Source organism: Streptomyces sp. NPDC002825, from assembly GCF_040295385.1.
Classification (GTDB): domain Bacteria; phylum Actinomycetota; class Actinomycetes; order Streptomycetales; family Streptomycetaceae; genus Streptomyces.
In genome coordinates this window covers 12345-26752 of sequence record NZ_JBEOVH010000007.1, presented here as the reverse complement: position 1 = coordinate 26752, position 14408 = coordinate 12345, and the positions used below count along the sequence as shown (strand labels likewise).

General features: G+C 73.9%; 11 protein-coding genes and 1 tRNA gene. 4 read left to right on the top strand and 8 right to left on the bottom strand.

Annotation, left to right across the window (positions count from 1 at the left end; all coding sequences use genetic code 11):
* Positions 1-164: 164 nt before the first annotated feature.
* The 3 genes from ABT041_RS11680 to ABT041_RS11670 all read right to left on the bottom strand — a co-directional run bounded on the left by ABT041_RS11680 (position 165) and on the right by ABT041_RS11670 (position 4623).
* A complete protein-coding gene (locus ABT041_RS11680) occupies positions 165-623 on the bottom strand; it encodes a single-stranded DNA-binding protein (RefSeq protein WP_351182791.1) in 459 nt (152 codons plus the stop codon).
* A 156-nt stretch (positions 624-779) separates the two neighbouring features.
* Positions 780-2537, bottom strand: coding sequence for a GTPase (locus ABT041_RS11675; protein WP_351182789.1), 1758 nt, complete (start codon positions 2535-2537; stop codon positions 780-782).
* Between the two features lie 475 nt (positions 2538-3012).
* Positions 3013-4623, bottom strand: a complete 1611-nt coding sequence (locus tag ABT041_RS11670; RefSeq protein WP_351182787.1) for a dynamin family protein — start codon at positions 4621-4623, stop codon at positions 3013-3015.
* 301 nt (positions 4624-4924) lie between these two features.
* Here ABT041_RS11670 and ABT041_RS11665 point away from each other — a divergent pair.
* Positions 4925-4997: transfer RNA gene (locus ABT041_RS11665), tRNA-Arg, on the top strand.
* A gap of 162 nt (positions 4998-5159) precedes the next feature.
* On the opposite strand, the gene ABT041_RS11660 is transcribed toward ABT041_RS11665, so the two are convergent.
* The 3 genes from ABT041_RS11660 to ABT041_RS11650 form a co-directional block, all read right to left on the bottom strand.
* Positions 5160-5960 carry a bestrophin-like domain gene (locus ABT041_RS11660; RefSeq protein WP_351182785.1) on the bottom strand — a complete coding sequence of 267 codons (801 nt, stop codon included), beginning with the start codon at positions 5958-5960 and terminating at the stop codon, positions 5160-5162.
* A 255-nt stretch (positions 5961-6215) separates the two neighbouring features.
* Positions 6216-6485 (bottom strand): hypothetical protein, encoded by a 270-nt coding sequence (locus ABT041_RS11655; RefSeq protein WP_351182784.1) that lies wholly within the window; start codon positions 6483-6485, stop codon positions 6216-6218.
* A gap of 243 nt (positions 6486-6728) precedes the next feature.
* The gene (locus ABT041_RS11650) at positions 6729-7526 is read right to left on the bottom strand and encodes a bestrophin-like domain (RefSeq protein WP_351182782.1); all 798 of its coding nucleotides are present in this window, start codon (positions 7524-7526) and stop codon (positions 6729-6731) included.
* Positions 7527-7910: 384 nt separating this feature from the next.
* Between ABT041_RS11650 and ABT041_RS11645 the strand changes: the two genes are divergently transcribed.
* Both ABT041_RS11645 and ABT041_RS11640 read left to right on the top strand, forming a co-directional pair.
* On the top strand, positions 7911-8582 hold the full coding sequence (locus ABT041_RS11645) for a DUF4097 family beta strand repeat-containing protein (RefSeq protein WP_351182780.1): 672 nt from the start codon (positions 7911-7913) through the stop codon (positions 8580-8582).
* Between the two features lie 32 nt (positions 8583-8614).
* On the top strand, positions 8615-9469 hold the full coding sequence (locus ABT041_RS11640; protein ID WP_351183254.1) for a PhzF family phenazine biosynthesis protein: 855 nt from the start codon (positions 8615-8617) through the stop codon (positions 9467-9469).
* 51 nt (positions 9470-9520) lie between these two features.
* On the opposite strand, the gene ABT041_RS11635 is transcribed toward ABT041_RS11640, so the two are convergent.
* A complete protein-coding gene (locus ABT041_RS11635; RefSeq protein WP_351182778.1) occupies positions 9521-11302 on the bottom strand; it encodes an IucA/IucC family protein in 1782 nt (593 codons plus the stop codon).
* 73 nt (positions 11303-11375) lie between these two features.
* On the opposite strand from ABT041_RS11635, the gene ABT041_RS11630 reads away from it, so the two are divergent.
* Complete coding sequence (locus tag ABT041_RS11630; RefSeq protein ID WP_351182776.1) at positions 11376-13040, top strand: IucA/IucC family protein; 1665 nt, start codon at positions 11376-11378, stop codon at positions 13038-13040.
* Here ABT041_RS11630 and ABT041_RS11625 read toward each other — a convergent pair.
* Complete coding sequence (locus ABT041_RS11625; RefSeq protein WP_351182774.1) at positions 13015-14364, bottom strand: esterase-like activity of phytase family protein; 1350 nt, start codon at positions 14362-14364, stop codon at positions 13015-13017. The two genes, ABT041_RS11630 and ABT041_RS11625, sit on opposite strands and share 26 nt — an antisense overlap.
* Positions 14365-14408: the final 44 nt, after the last annotated feature.

Here is a 14408-nt window from a genome sequence, read left to right as displayed (position 1 = left end):
GCCAGCAGAACTCGCAGACTCGATGGGCTCACGTGCCACATGAGTATTCGGGAATCCTAGGGACGTGGAACCCCCCGGTCCCCTGTCGTACGGTCAGATAACCATTCCGACTCGGAATCGTTATCACCCGGGCGAGTTGGTCGACAAATCGCCACAACGCAAGGTCAGGACGCGGTTACCAGGTGCGGATTCACGGCTGATCCCTCCTCCGCCGCGACCGTCCACGGGTCCTGCTCCGGCTGCGGTTCGGGCGCCGCCCGCTCGACCTTCGGGGCGCGCCGGAAGGCCGCCGTGCCCCGGCTCAGGTCGTGCCCCACGGCCACCGCGTCCACGTCGACGAAGGTCTTGCGCTGCCCGTCGCGGTCCTCCTCACGGACCTTCAACCGGCCGTGCACCACCAGTGGTTCGCCGACCGAGACCGAGGCGGCGAGATTGGCGCCGAGCGAGCGCCAGGCCGACACCGTGTAGAAGCTGGTGTTCCCGTCGGACCAGAGGCCCCGCTCCCGGTCCCAGCGGCGCGCGGTCACCGCGAACCGGAAGCGGGCCACCCCGCCGGCCACCGTCTCCCGGTAGTCCACCGCCGTCGCCACGTTGCCGACGAGCGTCACGGTCGTGTCGTTCATGGTTTCGCCCCCAATGTCCCGTGTCCATCTCTCCGGACACCCTGTGGGGACCATGCTCGGGCGGTCGGGAGGATCTCGCTCGGGCCTGTGGACAGCCCTGTGGCGGTGCACAACTCCCTCACCCGCAAGGGTGAAACCTGCCGCCCGGCGGGGCTCCTACCTCCCCCGTACCCCCGCCCTCGTCGCACCCAGCCGCGTCGTTCCCGGCCGGCTGCCGCCCACCACCCGGGCCGCCGCCGACGGCCGTGAGCCGACCACCGTCGCGTACTGCTCGCGGACCTCCCGGTAGCGCATCAGCTCCGCCGCCACCGGGTCGAGGACCCGGGCCCGGCCACAGGCCGCCGTCGCCTCCCGCAGCCGGCGTTCGGCCTCCTGCCCGTACCGGCGCGCCGGCCCCTTCACCGCGCTCTCGCAGGCCCATTCGACCAGCGGACCGCCGATGATCCCGCCCAGCATCACGAGGACCGGCGGCAGCAGGCCCGGCTCGACGACTCCGACGATCTGCGCCACCAGCCAGAGCGCGCCGAAGATCTGCAGGAGCGTCATGACCGCCTGGGCGAGCACGGCCGCCGGCCACCAGGCGGGCCGGGGCGGCCGGGCCGCCGGGTCCCCCATGGAGACCGTCAGCTCGTCCAGGGCCTCCGGCAGCCCCTCGGCCCCGCGCGCCGCCGCCTCGCGCACCGCCTGCGCCCAGGGCACGGGGAGCCCGCGGGAAGCCTCCTCGGCGACGATCCGTACGGCCTGCTCGACGCGCTGGCGTGCCGTCAGTTCATCCTCGACCGGGGAGGCGAGGCGCGGGTCGGTGGAGCCGTGCGCGCGCAGCCGCTCGTACCAGCGGTAGAGCCGCAGCCAGGGGGTGCCGCAGGCGCGGATGGCGCCCCGGCGCCAGACGCGTTCGGCGGCCTCACCCGCGGCCTGGGCGCCGACGGCGACGGCGAGCCGGTCCGTGAAGGCGTCCCGGGCGCGCTCGTCGAGGCCGGCCCGCCCGTCGGCGACGTAGGCCGGGCGCAGCCGGGCCGCGGCGGCGTCGACGTCGGCGGCGAGGCGGCGTTCGGCGGCGGTGCGTTCCTGGACGAAACGGGCGACGAGTTCGCGCAGTTCGGGAACGCCGTCGCCGGTCAGCGCGGAGACGGCGAGGACGGTCGCGCCGGGCTCGCCGTGCTCGCCGAGCGCCACGCCGTCCTCGTCGAGCAGGCGGCGCAGGTCGTCGAGGACGAGGTCGGCGGCCTCGGTGCCGAGCCGGTCGATCTGGTTGAGGACGACGAAGGTGACCTCGGCGTGCCCGGCGAGGGGCCGCAGGTAGCGCTCGTGGAGGGCGGCGTCGGCGTACTTCTCGGGGTCGACGACCCAGATCACCGCGTCGACGAGACCGAGGACCCGGTCGACCTGGTCGCGGTGGGCGGTGACCGCGGAGTCGTGGTCGGGCAGGTCGACGAGGACGAGCCCCTGGAGCTCGGTGTCGGCGGCGCCGCCCGCGAGGGGACGGCGGCGCAGCCTGCTGGGGACCGCGAGCCGGTCGAGCAGCCCGGCGGCGCCCTCGGACCAGCTGAGCGCGATGGGCGCGGAGGTGGTGGGGCGGCGCAGGCCGGTCTCGGAGACGGGGACGCCGGCGAGGGCGTTGAAGAGCGTGGACTTGCCGCTTCCGGTGGCGCCGGCGAGGGCGATCACGGTGTGCCGGGAGGAGAGCCGCTGGCGGGCGGCCGCCTCGTCGAGGACGCGCCCGGCCTCGGCGAGGGCCTCGCTCTCGACGCGGGTACGGGAGAGGCCGACGAGCTCGTGGAGCGCGTCGAGCCGGCTGCGCAGCGGTCCGCCGTAGCTGCCGCCGAGGGGCGGCAGGGTGTCCTGCACCTGCGGCTCACGCGCCTTCTCCTCGGCGACGGCGGCGGCCCGCTCTGCCGCGCGCCGAGCGATCAACCCGTCGTCCCAACGCTGCCGACCGTCCTCCGCACGGGGCGCGTGGCCGTGAGCGGGGCCGGACTCCGGGCCGAGCGGGGGGCGGCGCTCCGGGCCGAACGCGGGGCGCCCGTCGGAACCATGCTCACGACCGCGTTCCGTACCGGGCGCGGGACCGCGCTCCGTGCCGAGCGGGGCGCGACCGTCCGGACCACGCTCACGGCCGCGAGCCGCGCCGAACGCGGGGCGGCCGTCCGGACCGGCCGCAGAGCCGGCCTCCCTCCCACGCTCACGATCCCGCTCACCGTCACGCCCGCGATCCCGGCCGTGTGCCGGCCCAGGGCCAAGCCCAGTACCGCGCGCATCGCTCCCGCCTCCGCTCCCCCCGCCCCCCTGGCGGCTGCCGTCCTCACCGCCACGGAGGTCACGGGGGGCACGGGGGTCTCGCGGGTCGCGGGCACCGCCTCGGGCGCGGCCTCGGTCGTCGTCCAGCACGTCACTTCTCCTTCTGCAGTACGGAGAGCGCGGCGATCAGCTCCGCCTGCGGCTCGGGGGTGACGTCGAGCGCGTCGAGGGGCGCGAGGCGGCGGTCGCGCTCGGCGTGGAGGACGCGGTCGACGTACGAGAGGACGAGTTCGCCGCCCTTGTCGCGCAGTCGCAGGGCGGCCTGGGCGCCGAGGAGTTCGGCGAGGCGTTCGCCGGCGGCGCGGGCGCGGCGGCCGCCGAGGAGGGAGGCGGCGAGGAGGGCGGCGACGGTGTCGGGCTCGGGGACGGCGGTGCGGGAGCCCGAGGGGCGCTCGACGTTCCGTACCTCTTCCTCGGCGAGCTCTTCGAGCACGCGGCGCCAGCGGCGCACCTCCACGCCGATGCGTTCGGCCGTCTCGCGGTCGCCGCCGGTACGGAGCGGGCCGAGGGGCTCGGAGGCGGGTTCGCGGCGCCAGGTGTCCCGGACGTGCTCCTCGGCGGCGGAGACCGCGCAGTGCAGGAGGGCGGCGAGGGACTCGGCGAGGGCGTCCAGGAGCTCCTCGGCGGTGCTGTCGCGGGGGTAGCCGCGCCAGCGGGTGCGGGCGTCGCCGGCGAGGACGGCGCCGCGGCCGAGCTCCTTGCGGACCCGCTTGCCCTGCTCGCCGTACGCGGTCTCGACGACGCCGCCGAGGCGGACGGCGGTGGCGTACTGGGCGGCGACGGCGCCGGCCAGCTCGGGCAGCCGGGTGTCGAGGGAGTCGATGACGCCGGAGGCGGTCCGGTCGGCCGCCTGCTGGCGGGCGGCGGGGTCCTGGGCGCGGTGGGCGAGCCAGCCGCGGAGGGCGGCGACGGCGCTGTCGGGCAGCAGTCCGCTGCCGCCGCCCGTGGACTCGGGCAGCTCGGGGATGGTGAACCGGGGCACGTCGCCGAGGCCGGCCTTGTCGAGGAGTGCCTCGTACTGCCGGGAGACCTCGCCGATGACCTGGTGGGGGACGCGGTCGAGGACGGTGACGAGGGTGGCGTCGTACTCCTTGGCGGTACGGAGCAGGTGCCAGGGCACGGCGTCGGCGTACCGCGAGGCGGTGGTGACCATCACCCAGATGTCGGCGGCGCAGATCAACTCGGCGGCGAGGAGCCTGTTCTCGACGACGAGGGAGTCGATGTCGGGGGCGTCGAGGAGGGCGAGCCCGCGGGGCAGGGAGGAGGCGGTCTCGACGCGGAGCGCGTTCTCCTCGGGGGCGGGCTCGTCGACGGGGTGGTCCTCGTCGGCCTGGGGCAGCCAGACGCGGGTGAGCTGCGGGAGGACGCGCATGCCGGCGAACCAGTGGTGGTCCTCCGGGTGGCAGACGAGCACGGGGGTCCGGGTGGTCGGCCTGAGCACCCCCGCCTCGCTGACGCGGCGCCCGACAAGGGAGTTGACCAGGGTGGACTTGCCGGCCCCGGTGGATCCGCCGACGACGGCGAGGAGCGGCGCGTCGGGATCCTTCAGCCGGGGCACCAGGTAGTCGTCGAGCTGGGCGAGCAACTCGGAGCGGGTCTGGCGGGCGCGGGGCGTGTCGGGAAGGGGCAGTGGGAGACGCACGGCCGCGACTCGGTCGCGCAGGGCGGAGAGTGCGTCGATCAGCTGAGGCCGTTCGTCCAAGGTCACCACATGCGAAGAATGCCCAATTTATGAGTGTTTTTGAAGCGTATTGCGACCCTGCGCGCCGAAGAGAAGGGTGGTGACCGGAAGGTCGGGCATAACGAGTGCACAACACCCGCCGCGAGCGGCGCGAAAAGCGCTGCGCGAATCGCACCTGCCTGCGATTATCGGTTCGCTTCACCGAACCTCCACATCGTGCCACGCAGGTGAAGCAACCGGGCCAAGGCCATCGGAGCCCTATCCTTGTCCCGGCAGGCACACCCCACCCACCAGGGGCTCCTGGCCACACGGCCACCACCCGGCCCCCGTAGCTCAGTGGATAGAGCAGGTGCCTTCTAAGCACTTGGCCGCAGGTTCGAGTCCTGCCGGGGGCGCAACATCAGGACCCTCCTTCGGGAGGGTCCTTTTTTGCTCCGCCTGCCCCCCATCGGGACGACGTGGCCAACTACGCGGTGGTCCGAGCCAATTCGGCCGGTTCGGATCAATGGTCCACCGTCGGCGCGGGCATCAGCGTCTCCGGGCCGGAGGCCGCTCCTTCAGACGGCGCGGCGGGCGCCCTTGTCGTCGCAGGGCAGGGCGGTTGCCGGGCTGTGGGCGAGGAAGTCGCGCGTCGCCTGCCGTTCGACCTCGGTGATCGCCGTGGGCTGGACGTCGACGATGCCGCCGAAGGGCCGGTCGACGTCCCGGATGATGATCAGCATCGTCGTCAGGAGCGCGGTGATCACCGTCAGGGTGACCAGCTGGCCGCGGTTGTTCCTGCGGGGCAGGCAGATGCCGAGGGCCATCACGGTGATGAAGAGCGTGGCGAGCAGGAACCAGAAGATGGCACTGGGGATGCTCGCGCTCGCCTGCGTGAGGCGCTCCTCGCGCTCGTCGGAGCGCTTGTTGTCGGCGGCGATCAGCATGCCGAAGACCGGCTTGCCCTCCAGGGTGCGGAACGTGACCCGGAAGTCGGTCGACCACACGCTGGGCGCCGGCGAGCCGTGGCCGTCCGACATGGCCGGCCATTCCCGCTCGCGTACGGCGCGGGCGTAGCACACGGCGTCGGCCTGGATCCGCGACCGCTGCAGCTGGGGTGCGTACTCGGCGGTCTCCACGAGCTGGTCCAGGGCCCGGGCCTCACCCCGCGAGGCGACCTCGGCCTTCCCGTACGAGCCGTTGGCCGTGACCAGGACGAAGGAGAGCAGGAGGACCGTCATGGTCAGCAGCGGACCGACCAGGTCCTTCACGGCCATGCCCGTGTCGTCGTCCTCCTTGAGCAGCCTCGGCCGCAGCCAGCGGTTGGCCGCGAGCCCCGCGAGCAGGGCCACTACTGCGACGACGATGACGAGGACCACGGCGGTGCACCTCCGGAAACAGGGTGAGGAGTTCCCTCGCCGTCGACGAGGGCGCCGCGATCATGTCGTGGTCTCCACGGGCCTCCTGCCGCAAAAACGATCACCCGCCCTTCGAACGGGTGATCACATGTCCTCCATGAGGTCGAACGCCGTCGCCGTCCGCCACGCGCTCCCCGTCCCGCACGGTCACACCGTCGCAGGATGCGGATGCGAGGGCGGCGGGCCGCCGGAGCGGCCCGCCTCGTCACCGCCGGGTCAGCGAATGAGGTCCGCCGGGTCGTCCAGCTCGTACGGGGACACCCACCAGCCGTTGCGGCAGATGCGGCCCTCGGGGTCGTGGTCGCCTTCGGCGTACTCGCCGCTGCCGGTCTTCTCGCCGTTGGGGCCCGTGAAGTAGCTGGTGTAGTAGTAGCGGCAGCCGGAGGCCGCCTTCGCGGTGGGCGCCGCCTGTGCCGTGGGGACGACGGCGAGCGCTGCCGCGGCCGTACAGGCGGCAACGGCGACAAGACGCGTGAACGCCTTCATGGTGGGGTTCTCCCTGTTCGGCGGGGCGGGTCGTCGGCCCGCCCTCGCACCGCCCAGGCTGCCGCCGCCCGCCCTGCCGGGCCCAGCCCCAGTCACCCTGCTTCACCCGGCCAGGTCGGACGAACCGATTCGTCGCTCCGCCATACAGTGCAACGGTCCCGCGGAGGGGGCGCCGGGGATCATGGGAGGCCGCCGGAAGCACTTCGCGTCGAACCGCATGACGCCCTCCCGACACACGGCGCATCACGGTGCGCCCAGCGCTCCTTGCGGCCAGAACTGGGACAGGGACGACTCCTTGAAGGGCTGGTAGCTCACCGTGAGGTCGCCCGCGAAGGGGCGGTCGAGGACCAGGACCAGGAGGAGGCTGAAGCCGATCAGGCCGGCGACGGTCGCCACGAAGAGGAACTGCATCCTCAGACTGCGCAGGCCGTAGAGGAAGGTCAGCAGGATGATGACCACCGCACCGCCGTAGACCAGGACCTGAAGGAGCACCGGCAGCTCGTTCGTGGCGATGTTGATCCGTTCCCGGCGCATGGCGGCCGCGTCGTTGAGCCGGGTGACGGCCTCCCCGTAGAAGGCCTGGTCGCGCGCGGTGGGCGGGTCGTAGGCCTGCAGCGCGTCGTACATCTCCGTGAGCGGCTTGGACGTGACCGCGAAGCTCGGCCGACCCTCGCGCATCTTCGGCCACTGCACCTCGACGACGGCGTGTACGTACTCACCGACCGCCTCGTCGATCCGTGCCCGTTCGGCGAGCGGGAAGGAGCGGGTGGCGCGGACGACCAGGGAGATGTCGGTGGCTTCCTGGGAGACCACCGTCTGGGTGTGGTCCAGCTGGGTCCACAGGGTGACGACGACGAACGCGAGGATGATCCCGTAGATCGCGCCGAACATGCCGAGCACGACGCCGACCATCTCGTTGTGTTCGCCCTCGGCCAGGCGGGGGTAGCGGCGGCGGGCGAGCGCGCTGCCCGCCACGGCGACGAGCACGATCGAACCGACGATGAGCAGGGCCAGTACGAACGTACTCAGGTGGTTGAGCATCCACAGCACCACAAGCGGCCTCCTGGGACGTGAGTTGCCGAACGCCGACAGTCGAGGTCGGACGGCGGCCGCCCCCGCCCGCTCGGCCACCCGTCCACAGGCTAGGCAGGGCCGCATCCGGGCCACGACTTCGCAGACCCGCCTGGCCTAGGTCCCGTCCGGGGGCGGACGGCCCGTCGCCCTTCGCGCGCCCGCCATAGCGTTCACCTTCATCCATTGCAACGAGGGAGGGGGCGGGCGTTGCATTAACCTTGCTCTCGTTGCAATGAAATCGCCACTCTCACCTGCAGTTACTGGATATGGGTGCAATTTGAGCGTTGCCAGACTCGTGAATGCAACGTAGCTTTTCCTTCATCGGAAACGACGACTCCAAGGAGAAGCACCATGCAGAAGTTCGCCACCACCGCCCCCGTCTCCACCGTCCTCGACATCCCCGCCGGCCGCATCCGCCTCATCGCCGCCGACCGGACCGACACCACGGTCGAGGTCCTCCCCGCCGACGCCTCCAAGAGCCGGGACGTGAAGGCGGCCGCGCAGATCGGGGTCTCCTTCACGGACGGGGTGCTGCGGATCACCGCCCCGCCGGCGAAGAACCAGTACTTCGGTCCCTCCGGGGCCGTCGAGGTCACCGTCCAGCTGCCCGCCGGCTCCCGGGTCGACGCGAAGGCGGCCGCCGCCGAGCTCCGTGGGGTCGGGCGGCTCGGCGACGTCACGTTCGACGGCGCCCAGGCCACCGTCAAGCTCGACGAGACCGCGTGCGCCCGCCTCACCCTCCAGGACGGCGACATCACGGTCGGGCGGCTCGGCGGGGACGCCGAGATCAGGACCCAGAAGGGCGACCTCCGGATCGACGAGGCCCTGCGCGGCACGGTCGTGCTGCGCACCGAGGCCGGCGGGATCAACGTCGCCGCCGCCCGTGGCGTCTCCGCCTCGCTCGACGCCGGCACCTCCTACGGCCGGATCAGCAACTCCCTCCGGAACGCCGACGGCGCCGCCGCCGGGCTCAGCATCCGCGCCACCACCTCCTACGGCGACATCACCGCCCGCAGCCTCTGAACCCGGCCGCCCGTGGGTACGGAAGTCACGTGATGTTCTCCCGAGAGCCGTCCCCGACCGTCGTCCACGCCTGTGTACGGGACGGTCGGGGCGGCAGTCCCACGGCCGTCCTGGACGACGGGCTTTTCGGCGACGACGAGCGCCGGCGCCTGCCGGGGGCCGCGGGCGCCTCGCACGCCGTGTTCGTCTCACCCGGACCCGAACAGGACGGGCTGCCTCTCTTCTCCCTCCGGTTCTTCACCTCCGCCGGGGAGTTGCCCTCCTGCGGGCACGGCACGATCGCCGCCCTCGGGTACCTCGCCGCACGCGCGGGCGCCGACTCCTGCCGGGTGCTCCTCCGGGTCGCGGGCCGCACCTTCCCCGCCCGGGCCGTACGGAGAGGGACGTACGTGGAAGCCGAGTTCGCGTACGGGTCCGTGGAGCTGCGCGAGCCGGAGCCGGGCCAGGGGTCCGAGCCCGCCCTGACCGCGCTCGGCATCCGCCCCGACGCGCTCGGCCCGGGGATCCGGGTCGCCTCCGTCGGCCGGCCCCGGCTGCTGGTCCCGGTCACCTCGCGGGCCGTACTCGCCGCGCTCGCCCCGGACATGGAGCGGCTACGCGCCGCCTGCGACCGCCTCGGGCTCCTGGGCTGTTACGTGTACTCCGCGCCGTCGCCCTCGGGACGGGCCGCCGCCCGGATGTTCGCCCCCTCGATCGGCGTCCCCGAGGACATCGCCAACGCCAACAGCACCGCCTGCCTCGCCGCCCACCTCGCCGGCGCCGGCATCGACCGCATCACCGTCGACATGGGGGACTCCCTCGGCAGCCCCGCCACCATCCGGGCCGGGATGTCCGGCTCAGGGGTGCGGTTGGGCGGGGACGTCCTCCTCACGGGTGCCCTTCCGTAGGGGCTTCCGCCTCCTGCGCCGCCCGTCCTCGCCCCACCGCGTGCAGGGACCTCAGCGCCCGCCGGGCTTGGGCGTACGGGCCAGGGGGTTCGGGCACGGGGTCCAGGCGTCGGCGTCCACGCCCCGCAGGCGCATCAGGGTGAGGGCCTTGACCGGGAGTTCCGGAGCGAAGAGGGCCGCGCGGTCGGCCCGGTTCTCCGGGGTGGCGGGGAGGGCGTCGTAGGCGCGGTCGGCGGCGGCCGCGACGAGCGACCAGAGGTGGGTCCCGGCGGCCAGGTCGCGCTCGGCGAGGGCGGAGACCAGGGTGCCGAAGGTCGTCCCGAAGAGGTGGCCGAACACCATCCTGCGGAGGACCTCCGGGTCGTCGTCGATCACCTTCCCGCCCACGGGGGCGGCGTCGAAACCGTTCCGGGCGAGACGGCTCGGACTCAGCCGGACGTCGGCGAGGTCCCGGTAGACGAGCCGGCGCGGGCGGGCGTGCGCGTCGAGCACGACCAGGAGGTTCTGGCCGTGGGCGGCGGGCGCGACGCCCCGGCTCAGGAGGCGGACGAGCGGCGGGACCGCGAGCTCCGCGAAGGCGGCCAGCCACTCGGCGCCGGAAGCGCCGGCGGACGCCAGAAGGGTCCGGATCAGGGGCGGTCCGTCGCCGGCGGGGCGGGCGGCGAGCGCCGCCACCGGCAGGACCGTCTCCCCCTCGCGCGGGCGCGCGGCGGCGGACGGTGACTCGCGGAGCAGCACGGCCAGGTCGGCGCTGGGCTCTCCTCGTACGAGAGCGGAGGCGCCCGCGAGGTTGCGGGTGATCCGGAAGGTGCCCGCCAGGTCGGCCACGACGTGCGCCAGCAGGGCGGAGAGCGGCGCGCTGTTCTCCACCCCGCTCGCCGAGATGTCGCGGACGGCGCTCGTCATGCGCGTGCTCAGCGCGGTCTTCAGGTGCGGGCCGCCGTCGAGCGGGGCGAGGGTCCGTACGCTCATCAGCGGCCGGGCGGGGATCGCCCCGGTGACGTACGGCGCGTGTCCGAGGCCCGGCAGGACGTGCGCGGTCTGCCAGGGATGCACGGGCAGCAACAGCCGGTCGCCGTCCCGCAGCCGGTCCGGCCACTCCCCCACGACGCGGCACCGGCCGGCCGGCACCGCCACGAGGTCGAGACGGACGACGGGCCGGTGCTCGGGCGCGTACGCCAGCTGCTCGGCCACGGAGAGGCCGGGGCGGCTGCGGCAGCAGGGGTGGTACGGGTGGCCGTCGACGATGCCCTGCTCGACGTACGCGAGGGGGTCGTCGCCGCCGGGGGCGCCCCGGCCCGCGCCCGAACCCGAAGCCGGACCCGCGCCCGAACCCGAACCCGGACCCGCGCCCGCCCTGGACAGCGCCAAAGACGCGACGCTGTGGTCGAGTTCGGCGACGAGCGTGTCGGCGCCCGGCAGTCCCAGCGCGGCGAGGAGGACCGCCGGGTGGTCGTGGGCGCGGCCGTCGAGCCGTACCGTCGCGTCCTCGCCTGGGACCGCCAGGTCGTACGGGAGCCGGGGCGGCCCGCTCAGGACCCGGCCGTCGGCGAGCTCCACGCGCCCGGTGTCCGCGTCGCGCGCCGCGACCCCGGGCAGCGGCTCGTGCAGCAGCGCACGCCACAGCCGCCCGAGGACCGCCGCCCGGGCCGGGGCCAGCTCCTGCCGGTAGGCGGCGAGCAGCCGGGGAGCGGCCTCCGCCAGTCCGCGACCGATCGAGACCTCGGCACCGGAGGCCCCGTCGGCGCCGTGCGAGGGCTCGGCACCGCAGACCGGCTCGGGGGCGCGCGGTCCGTCATGAGCGCTCGTATCGTGATCCGGAGTGGAGTGCATGAAGGCTCACTACCCTGCGCAGGATGTCCCTACCGGTGGACGACCCGCCGGGGCACGGGTGGAAGGCGCTGTCGTGAGTGAAGCCAAGGGCCGGGCCGACGCCCTGTCGGCCACCGCCCTCCTCAACTGCCTGATCCGGGAGATCGCCGAGACCGGAACAGCCCCCGACGCCGAGACCGGAACAGCCTCCGACGCCGAGACGGGAACAGCCCCCGAGACCGGACCGGACCCCGACCCCGCCGACCACGTCATCCACCGGCTCCCCGCCACCGGCCGTCTGCTGCGGGTGCGGGCCGGGCGGCGGCCCACCGAGCCCTGTGTCCGGACCGACGGCGGCTGGCTCCCGCTCACCTTCGACGCCCTCGTGGCGCTGACCGCCGACGAGCTCGCCCGCCGCACCGGCGTCACCAACCGGACCGTCGTCCGCGAGATGACCGACAGCCGGGACGTCGTCGCCGCGCTCGAGCACGCGCGCGCGTCCGCCCGCCCGCCGGAGGACCCGTACCTGCGGTCCGAACAGGCCCTGCTCGCCGGGCACCGCTACCACCCCGCGCCCAAGGCCCGGGGCACGGGCGCCCCGGAGAGCTGGCTGCCGTACGCGCCCGAGGCGTACGCCCGCTTCCCGCTGGAGCTCCTCGGCGTCCGTGCCGATGCCGTCGCGGAGGACGGCGACCTGTCCCCCCTGGACGCGCTGGGGACGACGGCCCCCGACGGTTACGTCCCTCTTCCCATCCACCCCTGGGAGCTCGAACTCCTGGGCGACCTGCCGGCCTTCCGCGACGGCCGGCTGCTCCGGCTGGGCCCCAGTGCGCCGGGCGCGGGGCACGCCGTCGCGACCTCGTCGGTGCGGACCGTGTACCTCCCCGAGACCGACACCTTCTGCAAGTTCAGCCTCGACGTGCAGATCACCAACGGAAACCGCCGCCTCGAGCTGCGCGACCTCCTCTGGCTGCGGACGGTCGGCGAGCTCCTCGAGCCCGTCTTCGAACCCCTCCCCACCGCGAGCTTCCTCGCCGACCTGGGCTACCGCACCGCCGACCTCGGCGGACAGCACGCCTACGAGGGCTTCGCGGTGATCGCCCGCGAGGGTCTGCGGCCGCATCTGCTGCCCGGGGTGACACCGCTGCTCGCTGCGGGCATCGGCGAGGGCTTCCCCGGGAACCCGCTCGACGGACTGACCGCCGAGCGGGCCCTCGTCTGGTGGCAGCGCTATCTCGACCAGCTGGTGCCGCCGGTGCTGCACGCCTGGCGGGCGCACGGCCTGGTCCTGGAGTGCCATCTGCAGAACGCCCTCGTCGGCGTGGACTCCGCCGGCCTCCCCGCGCAGGTGGTCTTCCGCGACCACGAGGGGATACGGATCGTCGCCGAGCGGCACCGCGACCTCCTGGACCGGTACGCGGCGCGGGGGCCGGCCCCGGTCCTCGACGCGGCGCACGGCTGGGAGCGGCTCGCGTACTGCCTGGTGACGAACAACCTCTCCGAGATCGTCGGCGCGCTCACCGACCGCCATCCGGAGCTCGCCGGCGAGCTGTGGCCGCGGGCGCGGGCGGTGTTCGCCGGGTACGCGGCGGAGCACGGCGGCCCGGCGGAGGTCACCGAGCTGCTCGGCTCGCCGTACGTGCCCGCCAAGACCAACCTGCTCCTGCGCTGGCTCGACGTGGACGGCGCCGACGCCCGCTACGTACCCATGGCGAATCCGCTGGGCACGGCCGTCAGCGGACGGGGCGGTCCAGCCTGACCCGTACGAGAGTGGTCTCCACGCCGCTGTCGACGAGACGGCCGTTCGCGTCGAAGGCCTCCGGGCCGTCCGTCATCCCGAAGTCGTTGTCGTTGAGCAGGACGAGCGTCGAGGAGCCCTCGACGGCGACGCCCTCGATCTTCCCGGGCACGCCCTCGACGGTGTTGAGGTCGATCACGAGCCGCTTGCCGAGCACCGGCACCTCGGCCGCCGCCGCGTCGTCGAGCTGCTCCAGGGTGGGCCCCGCCGCCGTGTCCCAGGCCGAGCCGAGGATGTCGGAGCCGCGGCGGAGGCGGACCTCGTAGAGGCGGGCGGCCTTGTCGGTGCGCTCCTGCACGAGGAGGCGGTCGCCGCCGACGGCGACGAGCGCGGAGAGCTTCAGTTCGGAGGTCTTGGTCTGGCCGGGCTCGACGGCGTCGACGGTGTCGAAGCGGTAGGCGTACTCGGCGGTGACCCGGTTCTCGCGGGGCGAGAAGCGCAGGAGCCTGGTCGTGCGCGAGTTCTCCCCGGAGACCTTGTCGGGGTTGAGCAGGGGGCTCTGCAGGCCGAGGACGAGGTCGCCGTCGGGCAGCAGCGCGAGGCCCTCGAAGCCGCGGTTGGTCTTGCGCTGGAGGAAGATCGACGGCAGCGACTCGACGACCGGGTAGTCGGTGCCGGTCAGGCCGAGGCCCTTCGGTACGTGGCGGGCGAGGACCCGGCCCTTCGCGGAGACGTGCACCAGCGAGGGCCCGTACTCGTCGACCAGCCAGAAGCTGCCGTCCCGGTCCCGGACGAGACCCTCGGTGTCCAGGCCGTTCGGGTTGTACGGGAGCGGGGTGGAGGCGTCGAAGGTGTACGGGGCCTCGTCGCGGCCCGGCTGGTTCGGCAGGCCCGTCACGGGGGCGCCGGAGGCCGTGGTGAGCGGGATGGCCTTCAGGACCTGGATCCGGTCGCCGACGGTGCGGATCTTCACGATGGCCGGGTCGAAGCCGGGCACGGGGAAGGTGCGCCGCTTGTCCTTGCCGACGGATATCTGGCCGTTGGGGCCGCGGTCGGTGACGGTCCAGTACTCGCCGCGCCGGCCGGCCGGGTAGAGGTCGCTGCCGATGCCGCCGAGGTCGACGCCCCGGTCGTCGGCGACGCTGCCCGGCAGCAGGGCGTTGCTGAAGCCGGCCAGCGGGATGTCGGGGAGGGTCGAGGTGGAGACGGTCCGGGCGGCGGGGCCGCCGTGGTGCGCCGGCGTGGCGTCGGCCGTGCCCACGACCACCGAGCAGGCGAGCGCGGCGGAGAGCGGCAGGACGACGAGGGCGGGCCGGCGCAGGAGACGCGCGCTCAGCGGATGCATGTGAACTCCCTGGAGTACATGGAAAAGTCGCCGGTGAGGGCGGC

Excerpts from the sequence above, each read along its gene's own strand:
- ABT041_RS11680 (WP_351182791.1), bottom strand. The coding sequence starts at position 623 with ATGAACGACACGACCGTGACGCTCGTCGGCAACGTGGCGACGGCGGTG.
- ABT041_RS11655 (WP_351182784.1), bottom strand. The coding sequence starts at position 6,485 with ATGAAGGCGTTCACGCGTCTTGTCGCCGTTGCCGCCTGTACGGCCGCG.
- ABT041_RS11650 (WP_351182782.1), bottom strand. The coding sequence starts at position 7,526 with ATGCTCAACCACCTGAGTACGTTCGTACTGGCCCTGCTCATCGTCGGT.
- ABT041_RS11645 (WP_351182780.1), top strand. The coding sequence starts at position 7,911 with ATGCAGAAGTTCGCCACCACCGCCCCCGTCTCCACCGTCCTCGACATC.
- ABT041_RS11640 (WP_351183254.1), top strand. The coding sequence starts at position 8,615 with ATGTTCTCCCGAGAGCCGTCCCCGACCGTCGTCCACGCCTGTGTACGG.
- ABT041_RS11635 (WP_351182778.1), bottom strand. The coding sequence starts at position 11,302 with ATGCACTCCACTCCGGATCACGATACGAGCGCTCATGACGGACCGCGC.
- ABT041_RS11625 (WP_351182774.1), bottom strand. The coding sequence starts at position 14,364 with ATGCATCCGCTGAGCGCGCGTCTCCTGCGCCGGCCCGCCCTCGTCGTC.